13 protein-coding genes and 1 tRNA gene are annotated in these 16,307 nt (G+C 65.1%); 11 read left to right on the plus strand and 3 right to left on the minus strand.

Annotated elements, in window-relative coordinates; translation table 11 throughout:
- Window positions 1-82 precede the first annotated feature (82 nt).
- Complete coding sequence (locus DV733_RS03705; protein ID WP_202594276.1) at window positions 83-2,023, minus strand: ABC transporter substrate-binding protein; 1,941 nt, start codon at window positions 2,021-2,023, stop codon at window positions 83-85.
- 236 nt (window positions 2,024-2,259) lie between these two features.
- On the opposite strand from DV733_RS03705, the gene DV733_RS03710 reads away from it, so the two are divergent.
- The 3 genes from DV733_RS03710 (at window position 2,260) to DV733_RS03715 (ending at window position 3,613) form a co-directional block, all read left to right on the plus strand.
- A tRNA-Leu gene (locus DV733_RS03710) sits at window positions 2,260-2,344 on the plus strand.
- Between the two features lie 556 nt (window positions 2,345-2,900).
- Window positions 2,901-3,050 (plus strand): hypothetical protein, encoded by a 150-nt coding sequence (locus DV733_RS17030; RefSeq protein WP_154019524.1) that lies wholly within the window; start codon window positions 2,901-2,903, stop codon window positions 3,048-3,050.
- 44 nt (window positions 3,051-3,094) lie between these two features.
- Window positions 3,095-3,613, plus strand: coding sequence for a DUF5813 family protein (locus DV733_RS03715; RefSeq protein WP_049993848.1), 519 nt, complete (start codon window positions 3,095-3,097; stop codon window positions 3,611-3,613).
- Window positions 3,614-3,627: 14 nt separating this feature from the next.
- Here the strand turns inward: DV733_RS03715 and DV733_RS03720 are convergent, their stop codons facing one another.
- Both DV733_RS03720 and DV733_RS03725 read right to left on the minus strand, forming a co-directional pair.
- Window positions 3,628-3,858, minus strand: coding sequence for an Lrp/AsnC family transcriptional regulator (locus tag DV733_RS03720; RefSeq protein WP_049993849.1), 231 nt, complete (start codon window positions 3,856-3,858; stop codon window positions 3,628-3,630).
- A 1-nt stretch (window position 3,859) separates the two neighbouring features.
- A complete protein-coding gene (locus tag DV733_RS03725; protein WP_049993850.1) occupies window positions 3,860-4,543 on the minus strand; it encodes a potassium channel family protein in 684 nt (227 codons plus the stop codon).
- 140 nt (window positions 4,544-4,683) lie between these two features.
- Here DV733_RS03725 and DV733_RS03730 point away from each other — a divergent pair, with 140 nt between their 5' ends.
- The 8 genes from DV733_RS03730 (at window position 4,684) to DV733_RS03765 (ending at window position 16,250) form a co-directional block, all read left to right on the plus strand.
- Window positions 4,684-4,914 carry an Lrp/AsnC family transcriptional regulator gene (locus tag DV733_RS03730; protein ID WP_049993851.1) on the plus strand — a complete coding sequence of 77 codons (231 nt, stop codon included), beginning with the start codon at window positions 4,684-4,686 and terminating at the stop codon, window positions 4,912-4,914.
- A 65-nt stretch (window positions 4,915-4,979) separates the two neighbouring features.
- The gene (locus DV733_RS03735) at window positions 4,980-5,327 is read left to right on the plus strand and encodes a hypothetical protein (RefSeq protein ID WP_049993852.1); all 348 of its coding nucleotides are present in this window, start codon (window positions 4,980-4,982) and stop codon (window positions 5,325-5,327) included.
- Between the two features lie 54 nt (window positions 5,328-5,381).
- A complete protein-coding gene (gene mvk, locus DV733_RS03740; protein ID WP_049993853.1) occupies window positions 5,382-6,371 on the plus strand; it encodes a mevalonate kinase in 990 nt (329 codons plus the stop codon).
- Complete coding sequence (locus DV733_RS03745) at window positions 6,368-7,144, plus strand: isopentenyl phosphate kinase (RefSeq protein ID WP_049993854.1); 777 nt, start codon at window positions 6,368-6,370, stop codon at window positions 7,142-7,144. The genes mvk and DV733_RS03745 overlap by 4 nt, the downstream gene beginning before the upstream one ends.
- A gap of 55 nt (window positions 7,145-7,199) precedes the next feature.
- Window positions 7,200-7,820 carry a hypothetical protein gene (locus DV733_RS03750; protein ID WP_049993855.1) on the plus strand — a complete coding sequence of 207 codons (621 nt, stop codon included), beginning with the start codon at window positions 7,200-7,202 and terminating at the stop codon, window positions 7,818-7,820.
- An 82-nt stretch (window positions 7,821-7,902) separates the two neighbouring features.
- On the plus strand, window positions 7,903-9,573 hold the full coding sequence (locus DV733_RS03755; protein ID WP_049993856.1) for a glucodextranase DOMON-like domain-containing protein: 1,671 nt from the start codon (window positions 7,903-7,905) through the stop codon (window positions 9,571-9,573).
- Between the two features lie 203 nt (window positions 9,574-9,776).
- Window positions 9,777-14,579: a glucodextranase DOMON-like domain-containing protein gene (locus DV733_RS03760; protein ID WP_161569336.1), complete on the plus strand. Its 4,803-nt coding sequence runs from the start codon at window positions 9,777-9,779 to the stop codon at window positions 14,577-14,579.
- Window positions 14,580-14,657: 78 nt separating this feature from the next.
- Complete coding sequence (locus DV733_RS03765; RefSeq protein WP_049993858.1) at window positions 14,658-16,250, plus strand: glucodextranase DOMON-like domain-containing protein; 1,593 nt, start codon at window positions 14,658-14,660, stop codon at window positions 16,248-16,250.
- Window positions 16,251-16,307 lie beyond the last annotated feature (57 nt).

Consider the following 16,307-nt stretch of genomic DNA (forward strand, 5'->3'; position numbering starts at 1 on the left):
GGCGTACCGTGCATACGTATCATCTGAGAGCCTCCAAGTAAAATCTGTCTCACTCGAAACGGAGAGCGAGGTGGTTACGGCGTTATTCTTCGTAGTTTTCCGAGAGTTCGACCTGCCAGTCGAGGTAGTACCCGTTGTTTTCTTCAGGCATCCCGGAGGTGTCGGTGTTCTTCGGCTCGAAGCCGAAGTGGCCGTAGGCGACGCTCTGCCAGCTCCAGCCCCAGCCGAGGGTGTACATCTCCAGGTTCCCGTTGTACCCACGTTCCTGAAGGATGGCGAACCCTGCCGGGTCAACTTGGATTTCGACGCCGTTGCCCGCGAGGGAGTCACGCAGGTACCCGACTGCGTCCATGTATGTCTGGCTGTCGTAGGTCGTCGCCGTCATGCTGAACGGGTTGTCCGAGGAGTAGTCGCTCATCTCCAGCACCGCCTGGGCGCTTTCGAGATCGTTCTCGTTGGGGCTGAACGGATACTCGTCGGCGAACTCCTCGTAGCCGTCCTGTCCCGTGGGCCAGATACCACGCGGCGTGAAGCTGTACGCCGGGACCCCGCGTCCCGAGAACAGTTCGTTGACGATCTGCTCCTGGTTCAGCACGAACGCACACGCCCGGCGGACCTCGATCGGGACGCTCCGTGCGTTGAACGCCAGGTAGCGAGTGACCAGTTCCGGGACGCCGAGGTAGTTGACCGTCTCGCCGTTCTCCAGTTCGCCGTACGTCCCAACATCGCGACCGCGGTCGTCCGTCTCCGAGACGCTGACTTTGTCCGGATCGTAGTACTGGGTCGGCAGGCCGAAGATATCGGCGTTCTCCTCGATCGCGTAGGTGTAGGTCGGCTCGGTCCCCTCGATGATCGCCCAGTGGAGCGAATCGATACTCGCGGTCTCGCCGTGGTAGTCGTCGAACGTCGTGACGCGGAGTTCTTCGTCGAGCGTGAAGTAGTCGAACTGGAACGGGCCGGTCCCGTTGCCCATGTTCTGCCGGAATTCGTCGTGGGACACCTCGCCTTCGTAGCCGTCGATGTCGCCGACGATTCCCTCGGGGACGATCGAGAACGCCGTGTAGGTGAGCACGTCAAGCACCGACGGGTTCGCGGTCGTGATCTCCAGTTCCACGGTGTAGTCGTCGACGGCCGTCACGCCCAGCGAGTCCGGCACGACGTTGCCCTCGTCGTCGGTCTCGTGGACCGCGCCGACGCCTGTCGCGCTGGAGAGCATGAAGTTCGCACGGACGCTGTTGCCCGACTCGACGACGCGCCGCCAGGAGTAGACGACGTCGCCTGCCGTCAGTTCTTCGCCGCCGTGGAACGGCACGCCCTGTTTGAGGTTGAACGTGTAGGTCAACCCGTCGTCGGAGATGTCGACGCTCTCGACGAGCTTGTTGTTGACTTCTGCGACCCCATCGGGGTAGTTGACCAGCGGTTCGTAAATCTGGGTGATCACGTTCGACGAGGCTTCGTCGTCGGACTCGATGGGGTCGATGTAGTTGTGCGTGCTGTTGATCAGGTTCAGTTCCGTACTGTCGTCGGTCAGCTGCGTGCTATTGTGCTGCTGATAGGACGGCCCGAGGGCCCCATACTTCGGGACTTCGACGTGATCATACCAGAACCGCTCGCCGATGTCGTGCATGAAGTTCAGCATGATCGCGCTGTCCCGTGCCGCCTCCTCGATATCTACGAACGCCTGGTTGCGCGTCTCCTGGGCGTCGGGGGCGGGGTTGTTCTCTACTGTCTCCCAGGCGTCCTGGGCTTTGTCGGCGTAGATCGTCGGGTCCAGCGACAACCCGGACGGGGTGTCGGCGTTACCGTTACCGTTTCCGTTGCCGTTTCCGTTGCCGTTTCCGTTACCGTTGCCGTTACCGTTGCCGTTGCCGTTGCCGTTGCCGTTGCCGTTTCCGTTGCCACCATCGTCTCCGCCGAGGAACGCTGAACACCCGGCGAGGCTGGCTGCGGCCCCTCCGCCGAGGAGGGAGAGCATCTTGCGGCGCGTACTTCCTGTTTTTTCATTATCGTTTGGTCCCGACATACTGGACACACCTTCAAAGAGAGAAGATAAAAACCTGTCGCCGATTCTGGTTTCGAACTGCTATCCACCGGTTTCATAGGAAGGAGGGTAAATAAAGGAGATATTCAGGCGTGATAAGTGGAAGAATTATAATCAGACATCCCTGTTATTCGAGGAGATAATAATAAGAAAAACAGATTCATAGTTTCGAGGGGATTCGAAACCGCTTTTCGGCTGCCACTGTGAGAGAGGGGTGCGCGAGGGTGGCTGAGCTAGGCCAAAGGCGGCGGGCTTAAGACCCGCTCCCGTAGGGGTCCAGGGGTTCGAATCCCCTCCCTCGCATCTGCGACGAACGGACGTGAGGAGCGATGCGAGCGGGATTCGAATCACGGCAGACCGAACGCAGTGAGGTCTGGCATCGGGTTCGAATCCCCTCCCTCGCACTCCGTGGCGAACAAATCCGTGAGCCACGGGTGCGCTTGTGGGGATTCGAATCAGGGAGCGGGAGGTGAACGAGCGAAGCGAGTGAGCGGGAGCGACCGTGGTTCGAAACCCATCCCTCGCATGTTCCGACTCGAACGAACGTGAGAGTCGTGAAAATCGACTGGATGGGTTCGAAGTGGAGAAGACGCAGCGTGAGCGAAGCGAACGACCGTCTTCGCGTAGTTCGAGATCCCCTCCCTCGCATCGCGAGACACGAACAGGGTGAGCGTCTCGAAGAAAGCGAACGGCGAGCAACGCGAGCCGTGAGCAGCGCGACTCACGAGACACCGCCGAGGCGTCCGATTCGTCGACAATTTCCTTCAAACGCGTAAGTGACAATCAGATGTATAAAATGACTTTTACTACGTCAGTGAGTAGATCTACCACGGACAGAACTTCGTCCGGGGGAGATCAGATGGAGGCTGAAACACGCAAGCGTATGACCGAAGGACGTGGGGTATCCGAGCATCTCGAACAGGCACTCGACTGCACGGACGAGCAGACCAAGCACTATCACATCCGGCAGGCGCTCCAGTTACACATCGCCGAGAACGACTCGGAGTGATCGACACGACGTGCTTTTGAGGCGGAGACGCTTACAGCGGAGCGATGAGTGAGCTACTGCCGTCGGACGCCCGGGAGGCGTTCGAATCCCACGACGCGTACACGATTACCGACGATGCGGCGACAGTGACGACGACCGTATTCGACGGCGAGGTCACGGTCGAAGAAACCGAGCCCGAGTGGGCTCACAGCTACGTCGTGACTGTGACAGTGCCGACGCTGGCCGCGGCTGTCGCCGACGACGTCGGGGCAGCGGTCGAGTCCGGCTGGCTGGACACCTTCGAGCGCCGGCTCGAAGACGCACCGAAGGCGACCCGGGCGTCGGTCGACCTCGAAACCTTCGACGTCGAGACACGCGTTGGGGAGGTCGTGGTGACCTACGCGTTCACCAGCGGGACGCCCGCGCAGGCGGCCGCTATCGCGAAGGCGTTCGTCGAGTACGTCGAGGGAACCTACGTCGAGGGGATCGTGCCGGGCTACGACTACCAGCCACCGGTCTCGAAGCTATTGCAGCAGGCCCAATCCGGCGGTTCAGACGGCGAGCGCGGTGGGACGCCGCTATAGAATCAGAGCGATTGTTAGTCCATCGCGATGTAGGTCTGGGTGTCTTCGACGCCGTCGACCGCCTGGATGTGTGTCGCGGCGACGTCTTTGACTGCCGCTGGAGAGTCGACTTCGACTTTCGCGATGAGGTCGATGTCGCCAGCGACGATGTGGGCGCTCAGGACGCCTTCGACGGCTTCGATCTCTCGTTTGAGACGGTCCGCTTCACCAGTGTGAGCTTTGACCATGACGTATGCGATAACCATGTTAGGCACCTCCGACGGCCGCGCGGCCGGTTTCACCGACGACGATACTCCGGACGTCACCGAGCACGTCGAACCCGGCGACGATTACCAGTCGGTCGCCGTGCTCCAGGGAGACGTCGTCTGTCGGAATGTCGAGGGCTTCGTCGTCTTTCCCGAACGCGAGCAGTCGCGAGTTCGCGGGGAGTTCGAGTTCGCTGATGCTGTAGCCGCGGACGGGCGAGGCGTCGGTGATCGTAAATTCGACGAGCTGGACGTCGTGGGCGATGTCGGCGATCGCCCGGATGTTCCCGCCCAGGAGGGCGTTTTTCGCGGCGATCGCGCCCAGTCGCTCGGGGTAGATAACCTCGTCGACGCCGTCGGCGTACTTGCGGTAAATCTCCTCGCGGTAGTCCTCGTCGATGCGCAAGACGGTCCGGCAGCCGTAGTGGTTGGCGACCAGACAGGCCACGAAGTTCGTGTTGAGATCGCCCGTGAGCGCACCGAGCGCGTCCGCGTCGTCGACACCGGCTTCGAGCAGTGTCGCCTCCAGCGATCCGTCGCCTTCGACGACCTCGAACTCGGCCGTCCGTGCGCGCTCGACCTTCTGTTCGTCCCGCTCGACGACGACCACGTCGTGACCACTCTCCCGCAATGCACGGGCCGTCCTGAGCCCGACACGTCCCGCGCCCACGATAACGAATCGCATGTGCTACCGTATGACTACCCGAGGGATAAATGTATCCACGGGATAGCGAGACTCCGAGCGAAGCGAGGGCCGCGGGTCGTGTGTTCGCCCCGCCGACGGTCGCAAACTACTTGCCGTGCGGTGTTGTATCATGCGACACGATGGTGCGGGCATTTATCATGGTCAAGACGGCCGCAGGGAAGTCCGAGGAATTACTGTCGGCGATTCGAGACGAAGACGGAGTCGAGGAGGCACATATCGTCGCTGGTAAGTACGACATCATCGTCGAGGCAGTCGGACAAGAGGTCTACGACGTGATGCAGTCGGTCGCGACCGGGATCAGGAACATGGGTGGGGTCGCAGACACGCGGACGTACATCTGTCTGGAGTAGTTCGCGGCCCTGTCTGACCCGCACGTGAGCGACATGGCAAAGAACCTCCGGGACAAAGGACGAGTATGGTCAGTGCGGCCGACGCCATTGGACTCGTGGTCATTCTCCTGGTCAACAGCGCCGTCGCGGCGCTCCTGACGCGGTTTTTCCGGGTTCGTCTCCACACTGCCTGGGGCAGCGCGATCTACGTGCTGTTGCTCGGCCCCGTCGTGTTGCTCGGGCTGACACTGATCCTCAGTGGGGTCTTGAGTCTGGGCGCGAACCTCGGATCGCCAGCCGCCGTCCTCCTCCTGACGATCGCGCTTCCGCTGTCGCTCGGGGCGACGTTCGACTACTTCTGGATGCCAGCGCCCGACGAGGTCGAACTGCCGGGGACACGAGATTCTGACCGACGGGAAGAATCTCGCTTGTAGCGACTGGGAGAGAAACACGCAACACACTTTGCGTTCGGGCCTGCAACGACGGGCATGGTCACATCGAGCGCCCCCGGAAAGGTGTATCTCTTCGGGGAACACGCGGTCGTCTACGGCGAGCCCGCGGTCCCGTGTGCGATCGAGCGCCGGGCGCGTGTCACCGCCGAACAGCGCGACGACGACAAGCTCCGGGTCAACGCGACGGATCTCACACTGGACGGATTCACTGTCGAGTACGACGGCAGCGTCGCCGACACGCCAGATATCGACGTCGCAGAACCCCTGCTCGAAGAGGGGATGGGCTACGTCAATCAGGCGATCGAGCAAGCCCGCGACGCAGCCGGCGCGCAGGACGTCGGCTTCGACGTCACCGTCCAGAGTGCGATTCCACTCGGGGCCGGGCTGGGTTCGTCTGCAGCCGTCGTCAACGCCGCGATCGACGCCGCGACGCGCGAACTGGGCGTCGAACTCGACCCCCGCGAGATCGCCGATCGCGCCTACCGGGTCGAGTACGAGGTCCAGGACGGCCAGGCCTCACGGGCGGACACGTTCTGCTCGGCGATGGGCGGCGCTGTCAGGGTCGAAGGCGACGACTGCCGGCAGATCCCCGACGTCCCGAATCTGCCGTTCGTCGTCGGCTACGACGGTGGCTCGGGCGATACGGGCAAGCTCGTCGCAGGTGTCCGAGACCTCAGAGAGGAATACGGCTTCGCCGCCGACACCGTCGAGGCGATCGGCGATATCGTCCGCGAGGGCGAGGCGGCCCTCGAAGCCGACGACCTCGACGAGCTGGGCGAGCTGATGAACTTCAATCACGGCCTGCTCTCGGCGCTGGGCGTCTCCTCGCGGTCGCTGGACGCGATGGTCTGGGCCGCCCGGGAAGGCGACGCTCTCGGCGCGAAACTCACTGGTGCGGGCGGCGGTGGCTGTATCGTCGCGCTCGACCCCACGGAGGGCACCGAGACGGCGCTGCGGTACACGCCGGGCTGTGAAGCGACCTTCCGGGCCGAACTGGACACCGACGGCGTCCGGGTGGAGTCGTGACGACAGTCCTCAAACTCGGCGGGAGCGTCGTCACCGACAAGTCCGAACCGGAAACCGTCGACCGCGAGGCCCTCGACGACGCTGCAGCGGCAATCGCGGCCGCTGACACGACCGGCGGTTCCGACGCAGTTGGCACGGCCGACAGCGACGGACTGGTCGTCGTCCACGGCGGCGGCAGTTTCGGCCACCACCACGCCGCGGCCCACGGCGTCACCGACACCGAGGGAACCCACGACGTCGAGGGGGTTCTGGCGATTCACGACGCGATGCGGGAGCTGAACGACGCTGTCGTCGGAGCCTTACAGGACCGAGACGTTCCGGCACTGCCGGTCCATCCACTCTCGACAGCCCACCGCGATTCCGCGGGGGAGACGACACTCCCCAGCGAACAGGTCGAGACGATGCTCGCGGAGGAGTTCGTCCCCGTGCTCCACGGTGACGTGATCGCACAGTCGAACGAGGGGGCGACCGTCCTCAGCGGCGACGAGATCGTGACGCTGCTCGCGAGGCAACTCGCAGCCGACCGCGTGGGACTCTGTTCGACTGTCCCGGGCGTGCTCGACGCCGACGAGGTGATCGATCGGATCGAGCGCTTCGAGGCGGTCGCGGACGCGCTCGGAGCCAGTGACGCGACCGACGTCACCGGCGGGATGGCCGCGAAGGTGCGGGAGTTGCTCGACCTCGACACGCCGGCGTCGATCTTCGGGCCGGCGGATCTGGCGGCGTTTCTCGCGGGCGAGCAGCCGGGGACGCTCGTCCAGCGGCGTCGGTAGAAGTGGGCCAGCGAGAGGCACAAGGTACTTGCCACTTACTTCCGACGTCACACGCATGGCTGCCCTCTCTGTACGTGAGTCGGTTCGATACGGAGTGCGACTGTTCGGCTACTTGCTTGCGACGACGATCCTCGGCGGTGGACTACTCGCCGGCGGGGTCGTACTCTCGACGCGCGTCGACGTCCTGGGGACGCTCTCGGGGACGGGGAACGCCAGTTACGCTCTCGTCGCAGCCGCGATCGGTCTGTCGGCGCTGGGCGTGCTGGTCTTCGCGACTGGGCTGTTCGTCGTCGGATTCGTGGCCGTCGCCGACGCCGTCCGAGTCGGTGTCGAACGCTCGTCGCCCGGTCCGAGTGCGGTGGGGTCGCTCGAACCTGAGGCCACCGAGTCCCGATCCGACGAGACGACCTCGGACGACCAGTCTGACGCGGAGTCGAACGACGCCCAGTCGGACCCACTCGGGGGCGACACCGACCCGTTCGACGAGCGAGACGATCCGTTCGACGAACCCGAAACTGAGGACCCGCTCGGGAGGACGAACGACCAACCGCAGAACCCCCAGCGCGAGACGAGTCGCCAACAGGCCGGCCCGACGCGGAGCGGCGACGACGAAGCCTGGCGACGAGAGATCGAAGCCAAGCTCGACGAGGAAGAACAGTCCAGTCCACGGGAGTAGGAGTCGAAATCGACGTCCAACCTGCGCCTGCGGCCAAGTAGAGAACGGATGGTTTTACGTTCTACAGGTAGTTGACAGAAGCATGAATCGACGGCAGTATCTCGGAGCTGTTGCAGCCGGTTCGATACTGGGGCCGGCGACCACGTCGGTCACGACAGCGTCGACCGGATCGATGGCGAGCGATCTGACGATCGCCGACCCGGACGGTGACGACGACGGACCCGGGACCTACACCTATCCAACAGAGGATGCGTTCCCGGACGGATGTTACGACGTCTCAGAAGTCGTCATCACGGATACGACGACCCACTGGGAGTGGACTGTCCATATGAACGGTCCCGTCACGAACCCGTGGGGCGGCGACGAGGGGTTCAGCGTCCAGGCGTTCCAGCTGTATCTCCGTGACCCCGACGCCCCGAGCGACGTTCCACAGTCGATCACAGCACGGGCTGGACTGACCTCGACCTTCCAGAACGGCTACCACTACCGCGTGATCGTTCACGGCGCCGATGGACAGAAAGCCGTCGAGAGCGCGGACAACGAGCTGCTCGTCGACGGTATCGAAACCTCGGTCGACCAGCAAGCAGATACGATCGGCTTTCGCGTACCCAAATCAGCGTTCGAGACCGACGATATCGAGCGGATGAAAGCCGCATTTCTCGTGTTGAGTCAGGATAGCTTCGGGACCGGTGACGTCCGTCAGGCGTTCGGCGAAGAAGCCGGCGACTGGACGTTCGGCGGTATCAAAGAGGGGACAGCCGAGACTGCACCACGGATCGTCGATCTCGTCGGGCCGGAGACAGTGCTCGATCAGCAACGCCTCCTCTCGGAGTACGATGCCGGGTCCTCGCCGACGATTCCGCTGTATTCGGTCGAATCGCTAGTCACGGGCGAACCGCCCGACAGAGTTCGCGCGGTTGCGTCGCCGGGACCGACGCTGTTCGGCGGAACGGAGGGACGACTCGACGCGTCTGACTCCACTGACCCGAGCGGACAGGAGTTGTCCTTCCAGTGGGAACAGACGATGGGGCCGAGCGCGGAGTTGAGCAACGCCACGTCGCCACGGGCGACGGTTACCGCTCCGCGGGTCGACTCGGAGACGCGCGTGGAGTTCAGAGTGACGGTGACCAACGAGGACGGCGTTTCGGGGACTGCGACCACTGCCGCGGTGATCCGACCACAATCCGAGAACCCCGCTCCGGTCGCCCGAGTAGTAGTCGGCGACCGGGCAGTCGACCCCGGCGAGGTCGTTCTGTTGGACGGTGCACCCTCGGAGGATCCGAACGGCGGTGAGCTGGCCTTCCAGTGGGAACAGACCGGCGGCGAACCCACCGTCGACCTGTCCGCCGCCGACAGTTCCGGTGCAGCCTTCACCGCTCCCGACGTAGACGAAGACGCCACGCTGGAGTTTACGCTCGCCGTCAGCGACGGCCAGGGGAAAGTCGACACCAGGACCGTCCTCGTCACCGTTCGTGGCACGAGAACCGAGACGACGACCGTGCCGTCCACCCCACCAGAGACGACAGCCAGGCCACAGAAGACGACTGAACGCGGCGGCGGAAACGCCGTGACCAAAGACCCGATCGACAACTCGAAGACGCCGCCGAATCCGGACGACACCGCCCCGCTAGCCGATCCCGGTGAGGCAACCACCGGAAGCGGCTCCGGGCCAGGATTCGGCAGCCTCCTCGGCATGCTCGGTATCGCAGGCGGTGCGGTATACACACTGAAGCGACGCCTCAGCGACGAATAGGGGGATAATCCTGTTTCGATCCGCGACCGATTGTAATTATAGATGGACACTTTTATTTGGGTCCTCGTGAGAGACGGGAACACGATGCAGCACCCGTTGGTTCTCGGTGCCGCTCCGAAACCAGCCACTGCACGAAGCCCTAACAGGGAATGAAACGACGACAGTACCTCGGCGGCATGGCCACCCTCGGCACGTTTTCGGCCATGTCCACAGTTACAGAAGGCGCACAGTCACTGGCAACGACCCGATCGGTCGGCGACAGCCACCACCCGGGCCCGCCGCGTGTCATGCACGCTGGCGAGCGACTCGTCGATCCGCTCACCCCCGACTACAAGGGCGACGGCGCACCGGACGGCCGGAGCGCACTCGCGCCGCGGATCCCCGACCCCGAGCGCGACCCGGCCAATTACGGCGCTGATGCGTTCACCTGGCGCGTCGTCGACACGCCAGCCGACAGCGACGTCTCGCAATTTCACTCCAGAGACGAGGAGTACGACTACGGGACGAACACCGTGGAGTTCGACCCCGACGTGCCCGGGACGTACACGCTGGAGCTGGACGCGCCGGACGGCACCCATCGATTGACAGTCCGCGTGTTCCCCGACCCCGCCGACGGCGCGGCCGGCCCGCCGCGAGTCGACCCCGTCGCCACACTCGAGGACGGCGAGTTCGTCCTCGAAGCCAACGCCTCGCCGGCACCGGAGAGCGACACCGCTCCCGAAGCACTGGACGTCGAGTTCCTCGTCGACGACCGGGATGGCGTGAGCGAGAGCGACCTCACGATCGAGGGCGCGACCGCCCGAGTTCCAGAGAGTGCGATCGACGGCACGGCTCGCGTCCACGTCGTCGCGGCCGACGACCAGCCCGGGATCCTCGGGACGGTCGAACTCGACGCCGACGCGGGCGAGGCCACGCGGCCGGACACGCCCCCGGAGTGGATCCACGACTCGGTGATGTACCTGATCTTCGCTCGGTCGTTCGGCTCCGAGGCCGGCGAAGTTGACTTCCAGTACCTCCAGGACAGGGTCGACTACCTCGCCGACCTGGGCGTGGACATCGTCTGGCTGACGCCGATCGTCGAGGCGACCAGCCACCAGGAGGACAACCCGCCCGGCGGCCCGCACGGCTACGACACGACGAACTACTTCCAGACGACCGACGCGCTGGGCAGCGTCGAGGCCTACGAGGCGTTCATCGATGCCTGCCACGCCCAGGACATCAAGGTGTGTTTCGACCTCGTGATCAACCACACCGACGCCCAGCACCCCTTCTTCGCCGACGCCGACGCGAACGGCGAGTCCTCGAAGTACTACGAGTGGTACGAACGCCTCGCAGACGGCACACCGAACAACTACTTCGGGTGGACCGACCTGATGAACATCAACTACCAGGACGTCGCGATGCGCGAGCACGTCCTCAGCGTCGTCGACTACTGGGCCGACATCGTCGACGGCTTCCGGTGTGACATCGCCTACGGCGTCACCCACGACTTCTGGAAGGAAGTCCGGCAATTGGTCCGCGCCAAAGACAGCGACGTCTTCCTGCTCGACGAAGCGATTCCGTACGGTCCGCGCTTCAGCGAGGGCGAGTTCGACATGCACTTCGACGAGGTCCTCACCGAGCGCGTCCGCTCGATCGGGAAGGGCGGCGTCGACGCCGAAGAGTTGCTGGACGCGGTCAGCGAGCGCAAGAACCGCGGCGTCCCCGACCACTCCGTCTTCCTGCAGTACGTCGAGAACCACGACATGACGCGGTATCTCGACGAGGCCCCGAAGCCGGCCGAGCGCGCGGCCGCCGGCGCGACGTTCACGCTCCCCGGGATGCCGATGCTCTACTACGGCCAGGAACGAGCGATCACCGAGTACAGCGAGCCGCGCATCGAAGAGCGCGGTCACTTCCGCTCGTTCATGAACTGGGAGGAGTACGACGCCGAGCACCTGGCGTTCTACAAGGACCTCGTGACCGCACGGAAGGACGTCCCGGCACTCAGAGACGGGTCCGAACTCGTCGGCGCCTACTACGAGAGCGACAGCGAGCAGGTCGTCGCCTACGGCCGCGACGCCGGCGCCCAGAAAGTCGTCGTCGTGCTCAACTTCGCCGACGGCACCGAAGAAGTCGCGCTGCGCGGCCCGGTCTCGACGACCGACCTCGTCTCGGGCGCGGACGTCGGCGTCGACAGCGATGACGGGCGAACTCACGTCGCAGTCGACTCCGTGGCCGTGCTGGAGACGCCGTCGCTGTCGGGGCTGGGGAGCCACGTCGCCGGTATCGACGACGAGACCGGCGACGACCACGGTCCCGGATCGTACACCTATGCCAGTGCCTACCCCGAGGGCGCGTTCGACCTCACAGGAGTAGACCTCTACGAGAGCGAGACGAGCTACCAGCTTCGGTTCACGGTCGACGGCCCCGTCAGGCTGGACGACGGGCTCGCGGGCCAGCACTTCCAGATCTACGTCCGCGACCCGACCGACCCCGACGGCTGGGAACAGGCTCGCGAGGGGCTGGACGCACTGCTGACGGAGAACTACCAGTACCGGATCGTCGGTAACGAGGGCGACGGCGTCCGCGTCGAGACAGCCGACGGCGAACTCCTCGCCGGCGGCTCGCTGTTCGCCAGCCCGTCGACGAACTCGATCCGGCTCGATATCCCGAACCACGCCATCCCCGGCGGCCTGAGCGACAAGGAACTCGCGCCGCTCGTGCTCGGGTACGACCCCGACGCCCCCGGCAAGGTCGCTCGCGTCGGCGAGTCCGCGGGCGACCGTCAGTTCGGCGGTGGCGGCGAGAACTCCCCGCAGGTGATCGACCTGGCGACGCCCGACGACCGGAGTCAGTCCGAAGCGCTCGACCCCGGCGACGACCTGGCCGAGATCCCCTACGTCGTCCTCGCGGATCCCTTCGACGGCGAACTCGTCGAGCAGTGGGACGACGCAACCGGCGACGACCACGGCCCCGGCAGTTACACCTACCCGACCGACGAGGAACTGACGCAGGGCGAACTGGACGTCGAGGCGTTCGACATCCGCGAAGACGGTGATCGCTACCGGTTCACTTACCACTTCGCCGACGACATCTCTAATCCCTGGACCGGCCAGCACGGCTTCTCGTTCCACCACCTGCAGGTGTATCTCGACAATCCCGCAGCCGAGGCCCCGACGGCGACCGAGGGCCGTGCGGGGACGAACGTCGCCTTCGAGTCGCCGTACACCCATCGGATCAGAGTCGAGGGCTACGAGGGCGAGAGCGTCGTCGAGGACGGCGCTGGCGAGGTCGTGACCGAGGACGTCTCGGTCGGGGCGTATCAGGCGCTGAACGCGATCACAGTCACCGTCCCGCGAGAGGCACTCGGCGGCGAGATCGACAGCGCGTCGGTCGCGCCGCTGGTCTTCGGCTTCGACCCCGAGGCTCCCGGCCGCGTCATGCAGGTCGCGCCGGAGGCGACGGAGACGAGCTTCGGCGGCGGCTCGACGGGCGAGGACCCCGCAGTCGTCGACATGGTGACGCCGGAGGGAGTTTCCCAGAGCGACGTGCTCGCTGACGGGCAGTCGATCCCGTATCTCTCGCTTGCCGGATTCTCCGGGACGCTCGTCCACGCGTGGGACGACCCGTCCGGCGACGACCACGGTCCCGGTAGCTACACCTACCCGACCAGCGAGCAGGTCCCGGAGGGGACCTACGACATCCGATCGGTCGAACTCTACGAAGTGAACGACCGCTACCGGTTCGTCTACTACCTCAACAGCGAGTTGACCAACCCGTGGGCCGGCGCCGACGGCTTCTCGCTGTACGACCTGCAGGTCTACATCCGGGACCCCGCGGCCGGCAGTGGAGTCGCGAGCTCGACCGAAGCCCGCGAGGGAGTCAACGCGAAGTTCACACAGCCCTACCACTACCGCATCGCGGTCAACGGCTACAGCCGGCGCGTCGTCGAATCCGCGGACGGCTCTGCGATCACCCAGGACGTCGCCGCGCAGGGACATTCCGACCTGCAGGCCATCGCTTTCGACGTGCCCGCAGACGCCTTCGAGGGCGACCTGAGTGAGATGCGCTTCGCGCCGCTGTGTCTCGCTCACGACAACTACGGCACTGGCAAGCTCAGGGCCGTCAACGCCGAGGCCGGCGAGTGGCGCTTCGGCGGCGGCCGCTCGGACAGCATGAACCCCAACGTGATCGACATGATCACGCCCGAGGACGTTCCCCAGTCCGAGGCGCTCGCGTTCTCCGCCGAGAGTCAGGCCCGCCTGCCGTTCGTCCCCGAAGCACAGACGAATCCCGGCAAGCCGGTCGCGCTGGCGGAAGCCCCCGGCACCGCGTTCGCGACGACCGAAGTGACGCTCTCGGCTACGGGGTCGAGCGATCCTCAGGACCAGGACCTCGACTTCGAGTGGGCGCAAACTGGCGGCCCCAGCGTCGAACTCTCGAACGCGACGGCGGCCCAGCCGACGTTCACGGCGCCCGAGGTCGAAGAGTCGACGGACTTCACGTTCGAACTCACGGCGACCGACCCCGACGGCAACAGCGCCACCTCCTCGACGACCGTGACCGTCGAACCGCAGTCCGCCAACGCCGCACCGGTCGTCCAGACGAACGGTGCTCAGACGGTCTCGCCGGGCGACCCAGTCCTGCTGGACGGAGCGGCCTCGAACGATCCCAACGGCGGAACCCTGTCCTTCCAGTGGGAACAGACCGGCGGTCCGAGCGTCGACCTCTCGAACGCCGAGACCTCGGGCGCGGCCTTCACCGCACCCGACGTCGACGGAGAGACGACGCTGACGTTCGAACTCACGGTCGCGGACGGCCAGGGCAAGACCGTGACCGACACCGTCGCGATCACCGTCCGCGGAAGCGGTGACGGCGGCACGGAGACCGACGACGGCGGCGACACCGGCAGCGGGTTCGGGCCCGGCTTCGGTGCCGCTTCGGGCGCGCTCGGAACGGCCGGTGGACTCGCCTACGGTGCCCGCTCGCTGCTCGACGACGCGGGCGGGTCCGAAGACAGCTGAGATCGGCAGCAGAGCAGGGTAGCGCACCCCATTCATTAACCGTGATATTTATACCATCTATCTGTGTGGGATGCACTCATGAAACGGCGACAGTACCTCACCAGCGTGGCAGCGATCAGTGCGATTTCGACCGTCGGCGCGGTGCCGGCGAGCGCCCAGGAGTCACAGACGATCTCTGACCCGGAGGGCGACGACTACGGCCCTGGGACGTACACCTATCCGACGACAGACCAGCTTCCAGTGGGGTGTTTCGACGTGACGGGAGTCGACATCGTGAGCACGGACAGCGCGTGGGAGTTTACCTTCCAGATGGGGACCGTGCCCAACTCCTTCGGATCGAGCAGTGGATTCAGCGTGCAGGCGTTCCAGTTGTACTTCCACGACCCGAACGCGCCCGACGACGCGCCAGCGACGACCGAAGCCCGAGAAGGGGCCGTATCGACGTTCGAAGAGCCCTACCACTACCGCCGGCACGTCACTGGATTCGGCGAGGCATTCGAAGACGCCGAAGGCAACAGCGTCGGCGGGGACGTCTCCTCCTCGGGCAACACGAGCGAGAACACTGTCACCGTCCCCGTCCCAAAAGGTCCCTTCGAGACCGACGATGTCTCCGAGCTCAAAGTCGCCATCCTCGTGTTCAGCCAGGATGGGTCCGGAGGAGTTGGTGGGATCAGACAGAACCTAGCTGCGGAAGCCAGCGACTGGACGATCGGCGGGGTCAACGAAGACGCAATCGACAGTGCTCCCAGAGTGATGGATCTCGTCGCGCCCGACAGTGTCCTCGATCAGCAGGAGGCGCTGAGTTACTCCGCCGGCTCGCCGCCGGTCATCCCGCTGGTGCCGGTCGCGAATCTCGTCTCCGGGGAGGCTCCGAGCAGTGGAAGTCCGCCGACGGCGGCTGCGACGGCCGATCCCGGTTCGGTCTACGGTGGCGAAGAAGTCACCCTGGACGCCTCGGACGCGACAGACCCGGACGGCCAGACCCTTTCGTTCCAGTGGACCCAGACCAGCGGCCCGGAGGTCAGCCTCTCGAACGCCAGTTCAGCCCAGGCGACGTTCACCGCGCCAGAAGTCGACGCGGAGACGACCATGGAGTTCGAGGTCGAGGTGAGCGATCCCGACGGAAACGCCGCCACCGCCTCGGCGAGTGTCACCGTCCAGTTCAACGCGGCACCGACCGCCGACGCCGGCGAGAGCGTGACCGCCAGTCCCGGCGACTCGGTGACGCTCGACGGCAGCGGGTCGAGCGATCCCGAGGGGGGTTCACTGACCTACGAGTGGTCCCAGACCGGCGGCCCCGACGTCGAACTCAGTGATTCGACCGCTGCGAGTCCGTCGTTCACAGCGCCGGACCTCGACAGCACGTCGACGCTGACCTTCGAACTCACGGTCGAAGACGGGCAGGGCAAGACCGCGACTGCGACCGTCGAGGTGACCGTCGAAGTCGAGACGACGACCACGACGATGCCGACAGAAGAGCCAACCACCGACGAGCCAACGACTGACGAGCCGACTACCGAAAGCGGAGACGGCGACGGCGGTTCGGACGACACTGGAAGCGGGTTCGGGCCCGGATTCGGCGTCGTCTCGGCAGCAGTCGGGACCGCTGGCGGGGCGGCCTACGCGGCGAAGCGAGTGCTCGGAGACGAGCCAGCCCCCGAGGACGAATAGAGCACACGATCGGCTCGCCCCCTCGCGGCTTCGCCGCTCGGAGTGTCGAACGTCCGT

It is taken from the genome of Halapricum salinum, assembly GCF_004799665.1.
Lineage (GTDB): Archaea > Halobacteriota > Halobacteria > Halobacteriales > Haloarculaceae > Halapricum > Halapricum salinum.